The sequence below is a fragment of the Plantactinospora sp. CA-290183 genome (assembly GCF_050936375.1).
In the GTDB taxonomy this organism is placed as follows: Bacteria; Actinomycetota; Actinomycetes; order Mycobacteriales; family Micromonosporaceae; genus Plantactinospora.
The window spans coordinates 65,225-84,462 of record NZ_JBNJMX010000001.1; the positions used below are offsets into that span (position 1 = coordinate 65,225).

The 19,238-nt window shown below is 73.1% G+C and carries 16 protein-coding genes and 1 pseudogene; 11 read left to right on the top strand and 6 right to left on the bottom strand.

From position 1 onward, the window contains the following. The first annotated feature begins 4 nt into the window (after positions 1-4). Complete coding sequence (locus ACQEUR_RS00320; RefSeq protein WP_433023795.1) at positions 5-769, top strand: IclR family transcriptional regulator; 765 nt, start codon at positions 5-7, stop codon at positions 767-769. A gap of 24 nt (positions 770-793) precedes the next feature. Here the strand turns inward: ACQEUR_RS00320 and ACQEUR_RS00325 are convergent, their stop codons facing one another. Beyond that, a complete protein-coding gene (locus ACQEUR_RS00325) occupies positions 794-1,264 on the bottom strand; it encodes a hypothetical protein (protein ID WP_433023797.1) in 471 nt (156 codons plus the stop codon). A gap of 193 nt (positions 1,265-1,457) precedes the next feature. Between ACQEUR_RS00325 and ACQEUR_RS00330 the strand changes: the two genes are divergently transcribed. Genes ACQEUR_RS00330 through ACQEUR_RS00340 form a run of 3 tightly spaced genes read left to right on the top strand, consistent with a single transcriptional unit; the run spans position 1,458 to position 4,928 of the window. After that, on the top strand, positions 1,458-2,795 hold the full coding sequence (locus ACQEUR_RS00330; protein WP_433023799.1) for an Ldh family oxidoreductase: 1,338 nt from the start codon (positions 1,458-1,460) through the stop codon (positions 2,793-2,795). Then, positions 2,761-4,164: an MFS transporter gene (locus ACQEUR_RS00335; protein ID WP_433023801.1), complete on the top strand. Its 1,404-nt coding sequence runs from the start codon at positions 2,761-2,763 to the stop codon at positions 4,162-4,164. The genes ACQEUR_RS00330 and ACQEUR_RS00335 overlap by 35 nt, the downstream gene beginning before the upstream one ends. Further along, positions 4,161-4,928: an SDR family NAD(P)-dependent oxidoreductase gene (locus tag ACQEUR_RS00340; RefSeq protein WP_433023803.1), complete on the top strand. Its 768-nt coding sequence runs from the start codon at positions 4,161-4,163 to the stop codon at positions 4,926-4,928. The genes ACQEUR_RS00335 and ACQEUR_RS00340 overlap by 4 nt, the downstream gene beginning before the upstream one ends. A gap of 74 nt (positions 4,929-5,002) precedes the next feature. Here the strand turns inward: ACQEUR_RS00340 and ACQEUR_RS00345 are convergent, their stop codons facing one another. Then, positions 5,003-5,491, bottom strand: a complete 489-nt coding sequence (locus tag ACQEUR_RS00345) for a hypothetical protein (RefSeq protein WP_433023805.1) — start codon at positions 5,489-5,491, stop codon at positions 5,003-5,005. 272 nt (positions 5,492-5,763) lie between these two features. On the opposite strand from ACQEUR_RS00345, the gene ACQEUR_RS00350 reads away from it, so the two are divergent. The 6 genes from ACQEUR_RS00350 to ACQEUR_RS00375 all read left to right on the top strand — a co-directional run bounded on the left by ACQEUR_RS00350 (position 5,764) and on the right by ACQEUR_RS00375 (position 12,236). Continuing rightward, a complete protein-coding gene (locus tag ACQEUR_RS00350) occupies positions 5,764-7,080 on the top strand; it encodes a helix-turn-helix domain-containing protein (protein WP_433023807.1) in 1,317 nt (438 codons plus the stop codon). 82 nt (positions 7,081-7,162) lie between these two features. Next, entirely contained in the window at positions 7,163-8,347 is a 1,185-nt protein-coding gene (locus ACQEUR_RS00355; protein WP_433023809.1) for a DUF418 domain-containing protein, read from the top strand. A 166-nt stretch (positions 8,348-8,513) separates the two neighbouring features. Then, a complete protein-coding gene (locus ACQEUR_RS00360) occupies positions 8,514-9,512 on the top strand; it encodes a phosphatase PAP2 family protein (RefSeq protein ID WP_433023811.1) in 999 nt (332 codons plus the stop codon). Positions 9,513-9,520: 8 nt separating this feature from the next. After that, positions 9,521-10,216, top strand: coding sequence for a response regulator (locus ACQEUR_RS00365; protein ID WP_433023813.1), 696 nt, complete (start codon positions 9,521-9,523; stop codon positions 10,214-10,216). Further along, on the top strand, positions 10,213-11,742 hold the full coding sequence (locus ACQEUR_RS00370; RefSeq protein WP_433023815.1) for an ATP-binding protein: 1,530 nt from the start codon (positions 10,213-10,215) through the stop codon (positions 11,740-11,742). Before ACQEUR_RS00365 ends, ACQEUR_RS00370 begins: the two co-directional genes overlap by 4 nt. After that, a complete protein-coding gene (locus ACQEUR_RS00375; protein ID WP_433023817.1) occupies positions 11,739-12,236 on the top strand; it encodes a hypothetical protein in 498 nt (165 codons plus the stop codon). Before ACQEUR_RS00370 ends, ACQEUR_RS00375 begins: the two co-directional genes overlap by 4 nt. A 75-nt stretch (positions 12,237-12,311) precedes the next feature. Here ACQEUR_RS00375 and ACQEUR_RS00380 read toward each other — a convergent pair whose 3' ends face one another. The 3 genes from ACQEUR_RS00380 to ACQEUR_RS00390 form a co-directional block, all read right to left on the bottom strand. Beyond that, positions 12,312-13,538 (bottom strand): family 16 glycosylhydrolase, encoded by a 1,227-nt coding sequence (locus tag ACQEUR_RS00380; RefSeq protein ID WP_433023819.1) that lies wholly within the window; start codon positions 13,536-13,538, stop codon positions 12,312-12,314. 120 nt (positions 13,539-13,658) lie between these two features. Next, positions 13,659-14,426 carry a sulfite exporter TauE/SafE family protein gene (locus tag ACQEUR_RS00385; RefSeq protein ID WP_433023821.1) on the bottom strand — a complete coding sequence of 256 codons (768 nt, stop codon included), beginning with the start codon at positions 14,424-14,426 and terminating at the stop codon, positions 13,659-13,661. 197 nt (positions 14,427-14,623) lie between these two features. Further along, entirely contained in the window at positions 14,624-16,711 is a 2,088-nt protein-coding gene (locus tag ACQEUR_RS00390; RefSeq protein WP_433023823.1) for a S9 family peptidase, read from the bottom strand. 89 nt (positions 16,712-16,800) lie between these two features. Here ACQEUR_RS00390 and ACQEUR_RS00395 point away from each other — a divergent pair, with 89 nt between their 5' ends. Beyond that, positions 16,801-18,267 (top strand): FAD-binding oxidoreductase, encoded by a 1,467-nt coding sequence (locus ACQEUR_RS00395; protein ID WP_433023825.1) that lies wholly within the window; start codon positions 16,801-16,803, stop codon positions 18,265-18,267. A gap of 369 nt (positions 18,268-18,636) precedes the next feature. On the opposite strand, the pseudogene ACQEUR_RS00400 reads toward ACQEUR_RS00395, so the two are convergent. Continuing rightward, positions 18,637-19,152, bottom strand: a pseudogene (locus tag ACQEUR_RS00400) (M23 family metallopeptidase); the annotation flags it as partial. Positions 19,153-19,238: the final 86 nt, after the last annotated feature.

Here is a 19,238-nt window from a genome sequence, read left to right on the forward strand (position 1 = left end):
AGCCATGGCTGACCGTACGGGGGCGAGTGCGTCGGACAAGACGTTCGACGTGCTGGAGGCGCTGGTCGAGCACAGCCGGTTGGCCGACATCGCGGCGGCGACCCGCCTGCCGAAGGCGACGGTGCACCGGATCCTCCAGGTGATGGTCGAGCGGGGGCTGGCCCGGCCGACCGGCACCGGGGACTACTTCACCGGTCCCCGGATGCTCGCCCTGGCCGGCCGGGTGCTGCACCGGTTGGATCTGCCGGCCCAGGTCCGGCCGCAGCTGGAGGAGTTGCAGCGGCGCACCGGCCGGACGGTGCACCTGGCGCTGCTCTCCGGCGACGAGGCCGTCTACGTGGCGAAGGTGGAGGCGGGCAAGCCGTACCAGCTCGCGTCCCGGGTCGGCATGAGTCTCGACCTGCACAGCACCTCGATCGGCAAGGCGGTGCTGGCCACCATGGACGACGACCGGGTGATGGCGCTGGCCGAGCGGACCGGGTTGCGCCGGCACACCCCGGCGACGCTCGTGCGGGTGGGGCCGCTCCTCGCCGAGCTGGCCGAGGTGCGGCGCCGGGGCTGGGCCGAGGACCACGAGGAGAACGAGCCGGGCGTCTCCGCGTGCGGTGCGGCGGTGTACGACCACGCCGGGCACGTGATCGGCGGGGTCAGTGCGGCGACGCTCAGCTACGAGGCGGCGGACCAGCCGGCCGACGAGGTGGGGCGGCACGTGCTGGAGGCCGCCGCCCAGGTCTCCCGGGCCCTCGGCGCGGGTACGCCGCCGAGCTGATCTCTCCCCGTCGGGGCGCTCGGCTCAGCGGGGCGGACGGGTCGGCGGGACGCCGCGCGGGCAGTCGAAGGTTGCCGCGGTGATCTCCCGGGGGCCGGTGCTCTCCCGCCGCACCTCGAAACGCACGCAGACGTTGTAGTGCGCCTCGGCCGCCCCGCCCCACGACTCGGGCGCGACGGCCAGCATCACCACCTCCACGGTGGCCAGCAGTCCTACCCCGCGCGCGTCCGGGTCGGGTACCTCGGAGGTCAGCACCTCGCCCTCGCTGGCCGTGACCAGCCGGTCCAGTACCTGCTGGTTGGTCTTCCACCCCTTCGCCGAGGACGAATCGGTCGCCCAGGCGCCGGTCTCGTGGGCGACCTGTTCGGCCCGTTCCAGCGCCAGGTCGCGGGCGACGTCGTGTTCCCCGCCGGCGCAGCCGGCGAGCCAGCCCGCGGCGAGGCAGGTCAGGGCGAGGCGGACCGATCGTCGCGTCTGGACTCGCTGTCGCGGCATGAACACACCGAATCACGCTCCGGACGATGGCGCATCCGTCCGGATACCTAGCCAGCCCGGCCCGACCGGCTTGACCGACGGCAATTGTTTCCGACGGGTTGCGTCGGACGGCTCGACGCGCCACACTGTGACGTAGATAACTATGGAATGCCATTCCGTGTGATGGAATGGTCATGTCCGGGGGGTGGGACGGATGGCGTACGGAGCCGATCGGACCCGTGCCGGGGAGGCCGGCGCCGCCCAGCGGGCGCACTCCTGGTCCACCGCCCCCACCAGCCGGGAACCGGCCGGCGACCGGATCGCCGCACCGGCGGACGAACTGTCCACTCCGGACCCGATCACCGCCGCCGAGCTGGTGGACATCGCGGCGCGCATCCTCGGCGCCGCCGGCGTACCGGAGCCGACCGCGGCTGCGGTGGCCGCCTCCCTGGTCGAATCCGACCTGGTCGGGCACGACTCCCACGGGGTGCGCCGGCTCGTCCCCTACGTCGGCGCGGTCCGCGCCGGCCTGATCGATCCGGCCGCGGAGCCGCGCCTGCTCCGCCGGCACGGGGCGACGGCGGTCGTTGACGGCCGGCACGGCTTCGGGCAGCTCGCCGCCCGGTTGGCCGTCACCGAGGCCCGGCGGCTCGCCCGGGAACACGGCGTCGGCGTGGTGAGCATCGGCAACTGCAACCACATCGGCCGGCTCGGCGAGTACGTGCAGACCCTCGCCGAGGCCGACCTCGTCGGGTTGGCCTTCTGCAACGTCGACCCGAACGTCGCCCCGTACGGCGGTCGGGAGCGCCGGCTCGGCACCAATCCGCTGGCCTGGGCGGCCCCGCGCGGGGCCGGGCTGGCGCCGGTGGTCGTCGACTTCGCCACCTCCGCCGTCGCCGAGGGCAAGCTCGCGCTCTCGATGGCGCGCGGCGAGCGGGTCGACGCCGGGCTGCTGGTCGACCCGGAGGGGCGGGACTCCACCGACCCGGCCGACTTCTACCGGGGCGGTGCGCTGCTCCCCTTCGGCCAGCACAAGGGCTACGGCCTGAGCGTGATGATCGAGATTGTCGGCGGGTTGCTCTCCGGGGCCGGTGTCTCCAGCCTGCCCGGCTACGACAACACCAACGGCACCGTCCTGATCGCGATCGACATCGGCGCGTTCCTGCCGGCGGGGGAGTTCCGCGAGCGGGCGGAGGAGTTCTGCCGCCTGCTCGCCGAGACGGCGCCCGCCACGCCGGCCGGGTCCGGCACGCCGGCCGGGTCCGGCGGGTCCGGCACGTCTGCCGGCGGCGGTGCGGCCGGTGCCGGCCGCGTGCTCGTACCGGGCGAGAAGGAGGCGCTGACCCGCGCCGCCCGGGAACGCGACGGGATCGTCCTCGCCGCGTCGACCTGGCGGGAGCTGGCCCAGTTGCCCGGCGGGCCCCCGCCGCCGGCCCCGGCCCCCGCCCCACCGCCATCCCCGTACCCACCCCCGCGCGGCGCCGACGGCGCGCCGCTGCCTCCCGAGGAGGATTCCGATGACCCAGCCGGTGGAGCCCGCGCCCCCGCCTGAGCAGGAGAGCACCCCGCCCGCCGAACTCCGCCGCGTCGTGACGGCCTCGCTGGTCGGCACCGCCCTGGAGTGGTACGACTTCTTCATCTACGGCACCGCCGCCGCGCTGGTGTTCAACAAGCTCTTCTTCCCCGACGCCGAACCGGCGGTCGGCACCCTGGTCTCGTTCGCCACGTTCGGGGTGGCGTTCCTGTTCCGGCCGGTCGGCGGGTTCTTCTTCGGCCGGCTCGGCGACCGGATCGGCCGGCGCTCCACACTGATCATCACCACCCTGGTGATGGGGATCGCGACCGGTGTGATCGGCCTGCTGCCGACGTACGACCAGATCGGGGTCTGGGCGCCGATCCTGCTGGTGCTGCTCCGGATCTGCCAGGGGCTCGGCGCCGGTGCCGAGTTCGGCGGCGCCTCCACACTGCTCGCCGAGCACGCACCCGCGCACCGGCGGGGCTACTACGCCTCGTACGCCCAGACCGGCGTGCAGATCGGTCTGGTGCTGGGGACCGTGTCGTTCCTGCTGGTCGGCATGCTCCCCGACGCGCAGCTCGAATCCTGGGGCTGGCGGATCCCGTTCCTGCTCAGCTTCGCGATGATCTTCGTGACCATCTACGTACGGCTGCGGGTCACCGAGTCGCCGGTGTTCCGCCGGATGGAGCGCAGCCGCACCGTCGTCCGGACGCCGATCCTGGACACCCTGAAGATGTACCCGCGCAACTTCCTGGTCGGCATCGGCGCGCACATCTGCGACACCGCGATCGTCTACATCTTCGCCACGTTCAGCGTCGCGTACCTGACCAACGAGCTGGACCAGCCGAGGTGGGTGGCGCTGACCGGAGTGGTCCTGATGGGCCTGGTGGTGATCGTCGTCCAGCCGCTCTACGGCGCGCTGTCGGACCGGATCGGGCGCAAGCCGCTGAACATCTTCAGCGTCGTCTTCACCGCGCTCTTCGCCTTCCCGTACTTCTGGCTGCTCAACACCGAGGTGACCGGGCTGATCTGGCTGTCGCTGATCATCGCCGGTGGGATCGGCTTCGCCCCGATGATCGCGGTGCAGCCGGCGTTCTACGCCGAACTCTTCGGCGCCGGCGTCCGGTACACCGGTTTCGCGGCCTCCCGGGAGATCGGCGCGGCCATCTCCGGCTTCTCCCCGCTGATCGCGGCGGCGCTGCTCAGCCAGGCCGACGGCTCGCCCTGGCTGGTCGCGCTCTGGATCATCTTCACCGCGGCCGTCTCGCTGGTCGCGTTCGTGATCGCCCGCGAGGCCAGGACGATGGACATCGGCGCGGTGCACGCGTACCAGCAGGACCCGCCGGACGACAGCGACGGCCCGGCCGCGCCGACGACCCCGACCCCGCTGGAGACCACGCGATGAGGCTGGAGAAGGCCGTCGCGGTGGTCACCGGCGGTGGCACCGGGATCGGCCGGGCGGTCAGCCTGGCCCTGGCCCGGGCCGGCGCGGACGCGGTGGTGGTCAACTTCAACCGTTCCCAGGCGGAGGCCGAGGAGACCGCGGCCCGGGCCCGGGAGTGGGCCGGCCGGTCCCGGGCGCTCGCCGCCGACGTCGCCGACGACCTGTCGGTACGCGCGATGGCCGACCGGGTCCTGACCACCTTCGGCCGGGTCGACGTCCTGGTCAACAACGCCGGTGGTACGAGGGCGGTGGAGCACGCCGACCTGGACGGGCTCACCGACGAGGTCTGGCACGACATCCTGGACCTCAACCTGCTCGGCGCCTTCCACTGCGCCCGCGCCTTCGCCCCCGCCCTGCGGGAATCCGGCGGTGCGATCGTCAACATCTCGTCCATCTCCGGCTACCGGGCCGGCGGCTCCTCGATCGCGTACGGGGTGAGCAAGGCGGCGATGCTCCAGCTCACCCGCAACCTCGCCGTGGCCCTCGCCCCCGAGGTGCGGGTCAACGCCGTCGCGCCCGGCACGGTGCAGCACACCCGCTGGCAACCCGGCCTGCACGGCGCGGAGGGCTTCGCCGAGCGGGCCGCCCGGGAACGGGAGGTGGTCCCGCTGCGCCGCACCGCCGACCCCGAGCACGTCGCGCAGGCGGTGCTCGGGCTGCTCGGCATGGACATGGTCACCGGCGAGGCGATCATCGTCGACGGCGGCAAGCACGTGACCTACTAGGGGTGTAAGGAAGGGCCCCTTCCTATCGCTTTTTGTATAGGAAGGGGCCCTTCCTAACACGCCAGGCAGGCGGATCAGGAGAACTTGATCGAGCTCGCCCGGTTGCTCCAACCGGTCCGCACGGCGGCCAGGTTGGCCGAGGCGTCGATCCAGGTCGACTGGGCGCCGGTGAAGGTGAAGCCGTCGAAGAGCTTGACGTCGCACCGGTGGTACGTGCGCACCGAGCTGATCCGGTTGTTCAGGTTGCCGGCGGCCGTCTTCCGGAGGTCGCCCCACTGGAACTCGGAGTCGTACGAGGGCGTGCAGGCCCGGGACTGGACCCAGGCGAGCACCGTACCGGTGTAGTTGATGCCGTCGTAGGTGCGGGCGATGACCAGGCTGGCGCGGGCGCCGACCGCCCGCAGCGCCCGCTCCTCGCTCTCGGCGCAGGTCACCGCACCGGTGTCGAGGTTGACGGCGCAGTTGCGGGACCCCTGCGCGGCGGTCGCCGGGGATCCGAGCGTGCCCAGCAGGCCCAGTGCGCCGAGCAGCGTCCCGGTCGCGGTGATCATTCGTGCCTTCATGGTGTCCTCCTTCGCGGCCCTCGGGCCGTCCGTCGATCGGTCGACGAGCGGTCGATCGGGCACCGCGTCCGGATTCGGATTCGAGTGCGCTGACCGCCCCGCCTCCATTGCTAATCGCCGGTCCGGTTGACCGGAACGATCACCGGCGCCGGTCAATCAATCCCGGACAGCGCACGGCTACGAGCGACATTCCGACAACCGCTTGGCCGGGCCGACGGTGTCGGTGACGATGAGTCGGGACATGCCCGCAGAGCCCTGGGGAGAGATGCGACGTGGCTCGTCACGAGAGACCTGTCGACCCCACCGCCGGACCGTTGCAGGCATTCGCCTACGACCTGCGCAAGCTCCGCGCGGAAGCGGGCAACCCCACCTACCGGGTACTCGCCAGGTCCGCCGGCTACAGCGCCACGACCCTGTCGGAGGCGGCCGGTGGCGCGCGGCTGCCGACCCTGGAGGTGCTGCTCGCGTACGTCGGCGCGTGTCGCGGCGATCCCGGTGACTGGCGACGGCGCTGGTACGACACGGCGGCCCAACTGCACCCGACGGAGAACGAACACGACGGCCCGGAAAGGGTCGCGGGGGGAATCCCGGGCCGACGGGAAACCGTTTCGGAACAGCAGAGCGCGGAACAGCAGAGCGCGGAACAGCAGGGCGCGGCACAGCAGGGCGCGGAAGAGAAGAAGGCCGAGGAGAAAAAGGATCCGGAAAGCGCGTCGCACGACGACCCACCCGGCGGGCCGGAGCGGAATGCCGAACCGGATTCGAATCCGCGTTGGCGGCGGCGGGCCGTTCTCGGTACCGCGCTCGCCGCGACGCTCACGGTCGGGGTCGCGACGGCGGCGAGGCTGCCCCGGTTCGGTGGCGCCCCGGCGACCTCTCCGGCCGCCGCGCCCCGCTGCCCGAGCGTGCCGGCCGGCGTCGTCTTCACGGGGACGACCTACGGCGGTGGCGCACACGTACGCGGCGGAGCGAGCCGGGACGATTCGCTGCTGAGCACCGTCCCGCCGCACTGCACGGTCGGCTTCACCGGCTTCTGCGTGGGCGAGAAGGTGTACGACAACACCGCCGGCACCCCGGACGTGCGCTGGTTCACGCTCGCCGGTGGCGGCGTCGTCTCGTCCGCGGTCATCCACGGCAACCCACCGCGTACGCTCCGGCCGTCGGGCTGCCCCAACGGCCGGGCCGTCCCGACCGCGCTCGACTTCTCGGTGGTCGTCGACGCCGCCGGTCGGGGAGCGGTCACGCTGCACGCCAGCGGCAGGGACCTGTCCGTCGTCGGGTTCAGCACCTCGACCGGTGGCGGGGCGGCGACGGCGGGTACCCGCATCTGGCGGCAGGTGGCCCTGGCCGACGTACCTGATCCGGCCGTCGGCGGGAAGGCCCGGATCGACGCGGTGGCCCCGGCCGGCGGCGGCGAACCGGTCATCCTGGTCGCCGCCGCGTGCCTGGGCGGCGACAGCCCGACCGGCATCGTCGAGGCCCGGCAGGTGCACCCGGCGGACCCGGGCCGCGCCGTGCGGTTGACGCTGGATCCGGCGCAGCGGAGCGCGGCGGCGACCTCCGCCTGCCGCTATCCCGGCCGGGGCTGACCGTCGCGGGTAGACATGGGACTACCCCCCGAGGGGCACCAGCGCCCCTGACCGGCCGGGCCCGCGCTGGTGTGCTCGACGCATGACCGCAGACCTCTCCCGGACGCTGGCCCGGGTCCGCATCCACGACGTCGACATACTGCGCGGCTTCGCGCTGCTCGGCATCCTCCTCGTGAACATCACCTTCGCCGCCTCCGGTTTCCACATCCAGGTCACCGACCCGGCGTACGCGTCCGGGCTCGACGACGCGGTCCGCTGGCTCGGCTCGGTGCTGTTCAGCATGAAGTTCTACCTGCTCTTCTCGTTCCTCTTCGGGTACAGCTTCACGTTGCAGACCGAGGCGGCGGCGCGGGCCGGGGCGGCGTTCCGGCCCCGGATGACCCGCCGGCTGGTCGGGCTGTTCGCCCTCGGCGCGGTGAACATGGTCTTCCTGATCAGCGGCGACATCCTCACCGTCTACGCGCTGCTCGGCGCGATCCTGCTGGCGATGCGCGGCGTACGTGACCGGACGGCGATCGTCGTCGCCGCCGTGCTCTACGGCTACCTGCTGCTGACCATGGGGCTGAGCGCGCTCTTCGTGGACGCGTCGGCCTTCCTGGACCGGGCGGCGGGGCTGGCGCAGGGCCACGAGACGACCGCGAACCTGGCCGGCGGGCTCGGGTCGGTGATCCACGAGCACCTGGCGATCCTGCCGATCTACGGCCTCTCCCAGCTCAGCATGCAGGGCCCGACCACGTTCGCGATGTTCCTGCTCGGCATGGTCGCCGGCCGGCGCCGGCTGCTCGCCGGGCTCACCGGGCGGGAGCCGGTGCTGCGGACCGTGCAGCTCGTCGGCTTTCCGGTCGGGCTGGCCGGCGCCGTCTACTACGCCTCGGCCGGCGGCAACGGGGACACCCTGGCCGTGCTGGCCAGTGCGCTGACCGCGCCGCTGCTGGCTGCCGCGTACGCGGCGACCCTGATCCGGGTCGTACACGGCGACCGTGGGCGGTGGCTCGGTTCGGCGCTGGCGCCGGCCGGACGGATGGCCCTCTCCAACTACCTCGGCCAGTCGGTGGCCACGTTGCTGATCTTCACCGGTGTGGGCCTCGGGCTCGTCGGTCAGGTGTCGCCGCTGGAGATGGTGGTCATCGCGGTCGCCATCTTCGCCGGCCAGCTCGCCGTCAGCCGCTGGTGGCTGGGCCGGTACGGCCACGGCCCGGCCGAGTGGCTGCTGCGCTGGATCACCAACGGACAGCGTCCGGCCTGGCGTCGGTCCACCGTCGGCTGAGCGCCTGATGGCCGCAGGGCGGTCCGAACGGGTCCCGGGGTGGGGGCGGCCCACCCCCGGGTGGACACCGGTTGCCGGCCGAGGGCTGGCCGCGATCCGGCGGTTGATACAGAACCATGACATTCCCCGGACGGAGTGCTCACGTGTCCGGCCCATCCTTGGTCGGGTGACCCTCATCGAGCCGTACCCCGCAGCCGGCCGCCACCCTGCGACCGGCCCGTCCCGCCCACTCCCGCCGCGGACCCGACGGCAGACCCCGCGCGGTCTGCTCGGCGCCGCCCTCGGATTCCTCATCGCCCTCGCGCTGACCTGCCGGGTCTTCGTCTCGACGCCCGGCGGTCAGCGACTGGACGGCTGGCTTCTGCCCCGGGCCGAACGGGGTGGCGGGTACGAGCAGCGATCCCGGTTCCTGGAGCCGGCGAAGTCGGTGCTGACCGGCTTCGGCGACTGGAAGGTGCTGGCCACGCTGCTCGTCCTGGTGTTCCTGGTGGCGCTGCTGACCAGGCGGCCCTGGGCGGGGGTGGCCGGCGTCGCCCTCTTCCTCTGCTCGGGGGCCGGCGCGGCGGTGCTCAAGCTGATGGTGGTGCGGCCCGACCTCGGGGTAGAGGGTTCCACCACGCACAACAGCTTCCCCAGCGGACACGTGGCCGCCGCGACGAGCCTGCTCCTCGCGTTCCTACTTGTGCTGCCCGGTTCGGCCCGCTGGTGGCTCGCCGTGCCGGGTGGGGTGGGCGTCTCCGTCGTCGCCGCGGCGACCATGATCGCGGGCTGGCACCGGTTCAGCGACGTTCTGGGGGGCGTTCTGCTCTCCGCGGCCCTCTGCTGCCTGGCCGCCGCCGCGTCGACGTACCGCCGGCCCCGGTCGGCTCGGGCCGGCGGGGGAGCCGGCGGATCGACTCCGGCCGGCGGGGGAGCCGGCGGATCGACTCCGGCCGGCGTACGGCTGGGCGGGTTCTGGGCGGCGGCGGTGCTGGCCGTACTGGCGGCCGAGGTCTCGGTCATGCTGGTCGGGCCGATGGCCGTGTTCGCGGCCGCCGGCTCGGCCGGAGCGGGGCTCTCCGTCGCCGTCGTGGCGTCGACCGCCGGCACGATGGTGGTGGTGACCCTGGTGTCGTTCCTGCTGCGTGCGGTCGATGATCACCACAATCCGCGCGAGCTACGGTAGTTCGCAATATGTCGCGCATTCTGCTGATCGAAGATGACCCGGCGGTCCGGGAGGGCCTGCAGCTCGCGTTGAGCCGCCGCGGGCACGCGGTGCACGCCGTGGCAACCGGTGAGCAGGGGCTGGAGCGGTTGTCCGGCGCTTCCCCCGACGTCGTGGTGCTCGACCTCATGCTGCCGGGCATCGACGGCTTCGAGGTGTGCCGGCGGATCCGGGCCACCGGCGAGGCGCCGATCATCATGCTCACCGCCCGGAGCGACGACATGGACGTGGTGGCCGGTCTGGAGGCCGGTGCCGACGACTACGTGGTCAAGCCGGTGCAGCCCCGGGTGCTTGAGGCGCGTATCCGCGCCGTACTGCGCCGGGCCGGCGGCGAGACGCAGCGCGCCGGTACGGAGCGGACGGAGCCGGAGCGGCACGGGGACCTGACCATCGACCGGGCGGGGCTGGTGATCAGCAGAGCCGGGACGCCGGTCCGGCTCGCCCCCACCGAGCTGCGCCTGCTCCTCGAACTCTCCCGCGCGCCGGGCCGGGTGCTGAGCCGGGGGCAGCTGCTCGAATCGGTCTGGGAACACGGCTACCTCGGCGACTCCCGGCTGGTGGACGCCTGCGTGCAGCGGCTGCGGTCGAAGATCGAAGACGACCCGGCGGTCCCGGTCTACGTGCAGACGGTGCGGGGTTTCGGATACCGGTTCGGCCCGTTGTGAGCAGGTGGTGGCGAACCGCCGGCCAGGCCTGGGGGCTGCGGACCCGGCTGCTCCTCGCCTTCGTGCTCCTCGGCGCGACCACGGCCTCGGCGGTGGCCGGCGGGAGTTACGTCCAGGCCCGCAGGGTGATTCTGCAGAAGGCCCAGGACACCGCGGCGGTCGCGGTGATCGACGAGGTGGCGAAGCTGCCCCCGATCCGCGACCTGCCGCCGAGCCAGAATGATCTCGACCGGATCGCCGGCGACCTGTCCGACCGGGACGACGCCGCGCTGGTGCTCTACCGGGGGCAGCGCTCCCGGGGGAGCCTGGACCCGACCGTGATCCCACCGGAGCTGCGCGCGGCGGTACGCGGCGGGCGGGTCGTCTGGCAGCGTGTCTCCCGGGAGGGCCTCCCGGAGCTGATCATCGGTACCCAGGTCATGATCGAGCGGCCGGACGGCGCCGGCACCGCCTCCGGGCTGGAGGTGTACGTGCTGCGCAGCCTCTCCGCCGAACAGCAGAGCATCGACCGGCTCGCCCTGGTGGCCTGGCTGACCGGTGGGATGTCCATGCTGCTCGCGGTGTTGCTGGCAATGCTGGCGGCCCGCAGCGTGCTGCGGCCGGTACGCGATCTCCGTCGCGCCGCGCACCGGCTCGGCGAGGGAGACCTGCGGACCCGGCTGGAGGTCCGGGGCGCGGACGAGCTGGCCGCCGTGGCGCGCACGTTCAACCACACGGCGGAGGCGTTGGAGCGGCAGGTCGGCGAACTCCGCAGGATGGAGGCCGACGCCCGGCGCTTCGTGGCCGACGTCTCCCACGAGCTGCGTACCCCGCTCGCCGCGATGACGGCGGTCACCGAGGTACTGGAGGAGGAGGCGCCCTGGCTGCCCGGCGACGCGGGCAGGGCGGCCAGCCTGGTCAGCCAGGAGACGCAGAAGCTCACCCGGCTGGTCAACGACCTCATCGAGGTCAGCCGGTTCGACGCGGGTGCGGCGGCGCTCGCGCTCGACGAGGTCGACGTGGCCGAGGCCGTACGGTCGACCCTGCGGGCCCGGGGCTGGGCCGACCGGGTCGAGACCGACCTGTCCGCCGGGGTCTGCGCACGCCTGGACCCCCGCCGGTTGGACGTGATGGTCGCGAACCTCGTCGGCAACGCGCTGCGGCACGGCGCACCGCCGGTGTCGGTACGGCTGCGCCCGGAGCCGGACGCGATCGTCATCGAGGTCGCCGACCGGGGACCGGGACTGGACCCGGAGGTGCTGCCGCAGGTGTTCGACCGGTTCTACAAGGCGGACCGGGCGAGGGCCCGCTCCGAGGGCAGCGGCCTCGGCCTCGCCATCGCCCGGGAGAACGCCCGACTGCACCGGGACGGGGAGCGGCGCGGCAGCCTGACGGCGGGCAACCGGCCGGAGGGCGGCGCGGTCTTCGTCCTCCGGCTGCCGCACCGGGCGGGGGACGTCGCCCCCGACGGAGCCGGCCTGCCGCGCCGGGTGCGCGACGTCGCTCTCGACGGAGCCGGACGGGTGACCGGCGGAGGCGAACGGTGAGGGCCGGCCGGAGCGGCAGGTCCGTCGCCGCGCTGGTGCTCTGCGCCGCCCTCGTCGCCGGCTGCGGGATACGGCCCAGCGGCGTCATCCCGGGCGGGCCCGCGCCCCGGGTGCCGGCTATGGGAACCGGGCTCTATCTGGTGTCGGAGCATCAGCTCGCGCTGGTGCTGCGCCCCACCGGCCCGCCACCCTCGCCGGCCGGGACCCTGGCCATGCTGCTGGGCGGTCCGGACCCGACCGAACTGGCCCGGGGGCTGCGCACCGAGATCCCGCCGGACGCCGGACCCGCCGCGCTGACCGTCGAGCAGTCGGGGGTGACGGTGACGCTCGCCACCGACGTGGCCGCGCTTCCCGCGCTGGCCGTCGACCAGATCGTCTGCACCCTGAGCGCCGCCGTGCCGACGGACGGGCGGGGGCCGGCGCTCGGCCCCGCCGTCACCCTCGTCGGGCCCGGGGGGAACCGCCGGCCGGGGTCCTGTCCGCTCTCCGGCTGACGCCCCCGCACCGCCGAACCGGTGCGACGCCCCGCACCGCCGAACCGGTGCGGGGCCGCCGAGGACGCGGTGGGGTCAGCCGCGCCGCCACTTCTGGTTGGCGCTGCCGGTGCACTCCCAGAGCTGGAGCTTGGCGCCGTTGGCGCTGCTCATGTCCCGTACGTCGACGCACTTGTTCGCCTGCGGGTTGACCAGGTCCCCGGCACCGCTCAGCACGAACTGCTGGGCCGGATTGCCGTTGCAGCCGACGATCTGGATGTTCGCGCCGTTCGCCGTCGAGCCGCCGGCGACGTCCATGCACTTGCCGAGCGCCCGGACCGTGCCGCCGGTGAACGTCCAGTTCTGCGCGGCGGTGCCGTTGCAGTCCCAGATCTGCAACTGGGTGCCGTCGGCCGGGTTCGCGCCGGGGATGTCGACGCACCTGTTGCCCAGCCCGATGAGTCGGTTACCGGTGCCGGGGTTGCCGCCACCGGTGTTCCAGCCCCAGACCCGGACGTAGTCGATCAGCATCTGCTGGGGGAACGTGGTGCTGGCGTCCGGGTAGCCGGGCCAGTTGCCGCCGACCGCGATGTTCATGATCATGAAGAACGGGTGGTCGTAGACCCAGCGGTTGCCGTTCAGGTCGGCCGGGGTCTTGCGGGCGTACTGGTTGCCGTCGACGTACCAGGTGATGGAGTCGGGGGCCCAGTCCACGGTGAAGGTGTGGAACGCGTCGGCGAAGGCGCCGCTGGACAGCGTGTAGGAGCTGCTGATCGCGCTGCCGCCGGAGTAGCCGGGGCCGTGCAGCGTGCCGTACACCCGGTTGGGCTCGCGACCGATGTTCTCCATGATGTCGATCTCGCCCATGTCCGGCCACGGCATGCCGCCGAGCATCCAGAACGCCGGCCAGATGCCCTGGCCGCGCGGGAGCTTCAGCCGGGCCTCGAACCGACCGTACGTCTGGCTGAACTTGTCGGCGGTGAGCAGCCGGGCGGAGGTGTACTCGCAGCGGCCGTAGTGGCAGTTGTAGTTGGCCGGGTTCTCCCGGCGCGCCGTGATCACCATGTTGCCGTTGCCGTCGTGCGCGGCGTTGCTGGTGCTGTTCGTGTAGTACTGCCGCTCGTTGTTGCCCCAGCCGCCGCCACCGATGTCGTGCTTCCACTTGTTGCCGTCCGGCGCGGTGCCCGCCGGACCGTTGAACTCGTCGCTCCAGGTGAGGGCGCCGGGTTCCGCGCTGGCCGGGGCCGACGGGGCGGCCACCAGCGACGCGGCCAGGCCCGCACCCACCAAGGCCAGGACCAGGGGGATTCGTCGTGTACGCATGTAGATTGTTCTATACCAGAGAGCGCTTTCTTACAAGGTTGTTAACTAAAAACGGCACGGGCGGGCCGGTCGCCGCACCCGCCGGCCGGCGCCGTCGCGGAATCCGGACCCACGCTCCGGTCAGTGCCGCAGCAGCTCGGCCAGGCCGAGCGCGCCGACCGCCACGATGAGGGCCCGCAGCACCGCCGGGCGGAGAAAGCCGGCCAACCTGGCCCCGACCTGGCCGCCGACCGTGGAACCGACCGCGATCAGCAGGACCGCGGTCCAGTCGAACCGGGCGACGAAGAGGAAGACGAGCGCGGCCACGCTGTTGACGACCGCGACGAGGACGTTCTTGATCGCGTTGAGGCGGTGCAGCGGCTCGTCCAGGAACGCGTTCATCAGTGCCAGGTAGAGGATGCCCTGGGACGCGGAGAAGTAGCCGCCGTACACGCTGGCGAGCGTCAGTCCCGCGAGCAGCGGCGGGCCCTCCCCGCGCGGACCGGGGCCGCCGGCCGCCGCGCGTCGCCGCGCCGCCCGCCGGGCGATCAGCGGTTGGCACGCGACCAGCACGAGGGCGAGACCGACCAGCACCGGCACGATCCGCTCGACCGCCGCGGCCGGCAGGACCAACAGCAGCACGGCGCCGCAGATCCCGCCGAACAGCGCACCGACGCAGAGCCGCAGGACCCGCCGGCGCTGCCCGGCGAGGGCCGCGCGGTAGCCGACGGCGGCGCTGACCGAACCGGGGACCAGACCGAGCGCGTTGGAGACCACGGCGGTGACCGGCGGCAGGCCGACGGCGAGCAGGACCGGAAAGGTGATCAGGGTCCCGTTGCCCACCACCGCGTTGGCGGCGCCGGCGCCGACCCCCGCCGCCAGCACGGCCACCATCTCGTACGGGGTCACCGGAGCGCGCCGGAAGAGCCGGGACCGGGTACCGAGGGGGTGGACACCCGCCGACACTAGCCGGCCGGCACGTCCGCGCCCGAGCCACCGGGGCGTCGCCGACCGGTGACTGCCGTCGCCGGCGTGCGGGTCCCTCGGGTGTTAGGAAGGGGCCCTTCCTATACAAAAAGCGATAAGAAGGGGCCCTTCCTTGCACCTCAGGCGGTGATGCCGAACCGGTCCAGGGTCCAGGCGGCGACGAACGCCTCCTCCTTCCAGGAGTCGTAGCGGCCGCTCGGACCGCCGTGCCCGGCCCCCATCTCGGTCTTGAGCAGGTACGACCCCTGTGGCGCGACCGCCCGCAGCCGGGCGATCCACTTCGCCGGCTCGTGGTAGAGCACCCGGGTGTCGTTGAGGCTGGTCACCGCGAGGATCGCCGGGTAGTCCACCGCCGCGACGTTCTCGTACGGCGAGTACGACTTCATGTACTCGTACACCTCGGGGTCGGCCAGCGGGTTGCCCCACTCCTCCCACTCCGTGACGGTCAGCGGCAGCGACGGGTCGAGGATCGAGGTGAGCGGGTCGACGAACGGCACCTGCGCGACGATGCCGGAGAAGGCGTCCGGCGCCAGGTTGGCCACCGCGCCCATCAGCAGCCCGCCGGCCGAGCCGCCCCGGGCCACCAGCCGCTCCGTCGAGGTCCAGTTCGCCTTGACCAGGTGCCGGGCGGCGGCCACGAAGTCGGTGAAGGTGTTCTTCTTGCTCAGCATCTTGCCGGTCTCGTACCACCGGCGGCCCAGTTCGCCGCCGCCCCGGACGTGCGCGACCGCGAAGACCACGCCCCGGTCCAACAGGGACAGCCGGGGGATGGAGAACCACGGGTCCATGCTCGCCTCGTACGAGCCGTAGCCGTAGATGACGCAGGGGGCGGAGCCGTCCCGGGGGGTCCCGACCCGGCAGACCAGCGAGATCGGCACCCGGGTGCCGTCGTCGGCCAGCGCCCACTCGCGGTGCTGCTCGTAGCCGGCCGGGTCGAAGCCGCCGAGCACCGGCTTGCGCCGCCGCAGCACCATCTCCCGGGTGACGAGGTCGTAGTCGTAGACGGAGTCGGGCGTGATCAGCGACGTGTAGTGCAGCCGGATGCTGTTGGTCTGGTACTCCGGGCTGCTGCCCAGCCCCACGCTGTAGAGCGGCTCCGGGAAGTCGATGTCGTACGGCTCGGTACTGCCGACCGGCAGCACCCGGATCCCGGTCAGGCCGGCGGTGCGCAGCGACACGACGATGTGGTTGGCGAAGGCGTCCACGGACTCCAGCCGGGTGCCGGGCGAGTGCTCGATCATCGGCACCCAGTCGCCGGGGGCGTCCGCCGAGGTGTACGCCAGCGCGAAGTCCTCCGCCCCGTCGTTGTGCAGGATCAGGAACCGGTGCCCGTGGTGCTCCACCGCGTACTCGACGCCCTGCCGCCGGGGCGCGACGACCGCCGGTTCCCCGGTCGGGTTGGCCGCCGGGATCACGCGTACCTCGCTGGTCACCTTGCTGTGCGACTCGATGACGACGAACTTCTCCGAGCGGGTCAGCTCGACGCCGACCCAGAACCGCTCGTCGCCCTCCTCGTAGACCACCTGGTCGTCGCCCGCCGCCGTGCCGACGGTGTGCCGCCACACCCGGTAGGGCCGCCAGCTGGCGTCGACGGTGAGGTAGAACAGCGTCGAGCCGTCGGCCGACCAGGCACTGCCGTAGAAGGTGTCCGGTACCTCGTCGGGGAGCAGTTCGCCGGTCCGCAGGTCCTTGACCCGCAGGGTGAACCGCTCGTCGCCGGCGAAGTCGGTGGAGTAGGCGAGCCAGCGCCCGTCCGGGCTGATGTCGAAGGTGCCCAGGGCGAAGAAGTCGTGCCCCTCGGCGAGGGCGTTGCCGTCGAGCAGGATCTCCTCGCCGTCCAGCGGCGCCCCGTCCGGCGGCATCGGCGGGTCCGTCTCGCCGTCGCGCACGGTACGGCGGCAGTGGATACCGTACTGCTGCCCCTCCACCGTCCGGGTGTAGTACCAGTAGCCGTTCTTGCGAGTGGGCACCGAGAGGTCGGTCTCCTGGGTGCGGCTCTTCGTCTCGCCGAACAGGGTTTCCCGCAGCGCGGCGAGGCGCGCCGTGGTCTGCTCGGTGAATGCGTTCTCCGCCGTCAGGTAGGCGATCGTGTCCGGGTCGTCCTTCTCCGCGAGCCAGGCGTACTCGTCGATCACCGTGTCGCCGTGGTGGACGCGTTCGGTGGGAACCCGCTTGGCGACGGGGGCGGCGGTCGTCTCAGTGGTCACCCGGTCACGTTACCGTCCTGCCGGCCGCCTGCCGCGCAGCGGTCGTTGCCGAAAATTAGAACACCTGTACGATGTCGAGGGTGGGGGACATGGCACCGCGACAGCGCGGCTCGGGTTTCGACATCGCACGCCGGCTCGCCGCGATCTGCGGTGACCGGTTCGCCCGGCCGGCGGGGGCGGCCGACGGGGTGGCCGGGGCGCCCGCGCGCTGGGTCGCCGCACCCGGCACGCCCGAGGCCGTCACCGAGGTGCTCCGGCTGGCCGCCGAGCACGACCTCTCGGTGGTGGCCCGCGGGGCCGGCACCAAGCTCGACTGGGGCGCGACACCGTCCCATCTGGACATCGTGCTCGACACCGGACGGCTCGCCGGTGTCCGGTCGTGGCCCGCCGACGAGCTGGCCGCCGAGATCGGCGCTGGTACGCCGATCCGGGCCGCGCAGGCGATCCTGGAGCGTGCCGGCCGGCGGCTGCCGCTCGACGTGCCCTCGGTCGGCGCGACCGTCGGCGGCGTGGTGGCGGCCGCCGAGACCGGACCGCTGCGCCACCTGCACGGGACGCCGTGCGACCAGCTCCTCGGCGCCAGCTTCGTCGACGCGGCCGGGGCGCTGACGCACGTCCGGGCCGCGTCAAGGGTGGAGGGGGCCGCCGGAGCCGAGGTGCCGGCCCTGGCGCGGCGGCCGGCCCGCACGGAGGCGCCGGCCTGGCGGGCCGCCCCGGGCGTCGGCTGGGCCGCCTCGACCGCGTCCGGCACCGACGTGGCCCGGCTGCTCTGCGGCTCGCAGGGCGCGCTCGGGGTGCTGGTCTCGGCGACGCTGCGGGTGCAACCCATTCCGGCCAGCCGGATCTGGGTGACCCGTTCGGTCTGGACCCCGCTGGAGGTGCACGACCTGGTCAGCCTGATCCTCACCGCCGAGGTCGATGCCACGGCGATCGAGGTGGACCTGCCGGCGGGCGACCCGACCCGCTCGGGTGTCCGCCGTCCCGGAGCGTCCGGCGAGCAGCGGTCGTCCGGCCATCCCGCCGGCTCCGCCCGGCGGGAGCGCCCGGGCGGCCGGGGGTCCGGCTCGCTGGCCATCCTCCTGGAGGGCGGCCCGGCCGACGTCTCCGAACGGGTGTCGCAGCTCGCCGTCCTGCTCGGTGACGATGTCCGGGCCATCGGCACGGCGCCGCCCTGGTGGCGCCGCTACCCGTTCCGCCCGGACGAGGTGGCGCTGCGCATCGAGGTGCCCATCACCGACCTGCACGCCGCCGTCTACGCGCTGCGCGACGCCGCCGGTGCCCCCGTCCCGGTGCGCGGCTCGGCCGGGCTCGGCGTCGTGCATGCCGCGCTGCCGGCCGACACGCCGCCGGACCGGGTCGCCGCCATCCTGGACGGCGTGCGCTCGGTGCTGCTCGCCCGGGCCGGCCGCTGCGTGGTGGTCGCCGCGCCGCCGCCGGTGCGGGCGATCGTGGACCTCTGGGGCGACCTTCCCGACCTGCCGCTGCTGCGCCGGGTCAAGGAGCGGTTCGATCCGGCCCACCGGCTGGCCCCGGGCCGCTACCCGGGCGGCATCTGAGCCGCGCCCCCGCCCGGTGCGGCCCCGTCGGTCCCGCTCGGCCGGGAGACGCCGGGCCGGGTTCGCGGTCCGCCGTGCAGCCGGCCCGGTCGGCGTACCGACCGGACCGGCGACGGCTCAGCAGGTGGGCACGCCGGGCAGTTGTGCGGAGGGATGGTCGATGTAGATGTTCGTCATGAAGCCGTTCTGGTCCCGCAGTCGGGACCACCAGTTGTTGGTGTAGCCGTCCGCCGTCACCGTGTCGCCCTGCTTCTGGCAGAGCACGTGGACCAGGGTCGGCCCGGCCAGGGTGGTCACGGTCGGCGCGGCCAGCAGGGCGTCGGTACGTACCCGGATCCCGGCTCCCCAGGTCCAGAAGGCCGATCCGCCGCCGCAGCCGTTGTCACTGGTCAGGTGCCGCTGGTTGTACGAGCCGGGGTACGGCGCCAGCGAACCGCCGTTGATCACGATGGTCTGGCCGACCCCGTTGTAGAGCTGCTCGTAGTGGATGTGTGCGCCGGTCGAGTTGCCGGTGCTGCCGGTCGTACCGATCTGCTGGCCCTGACCGACGGCGGCGCCGTTCGGCACCGAGAAGCCGGCCAGGTGGAAGTAGTAGGTGGTCCAGCCGCCACCGTGGTCGATCACGATGTAGTTGCCCGCCCCGCTGGCCTGGTGGTACTGCCGGGCCGTGCCGGGCGCGGAGGCGAGGACGGGGGTGCCGGCGGTGCCGCCGCCGTCGGAGCGGACGAAGTCCAGCGCCAGCCGCACCTCGGCGCTGTGGTGGCTGTAGGTCCACCGTTGCCCGCACGGGAACGGTGCCTTGAACACGGGTGCCGCCTGGGCCGGCGTCGCTGCCACCAGCGTCGCCGCGAGGGTCGTGCAGAGGGTGGCCGTGAGGCCGACCAGATACCGGATCGATCGCAAGATCCCGTCCTTCCCGAAGGGGGTCGAGGAGCGGTGGGTTCGTTGCGTACGCAGTACCGGCGATGCTA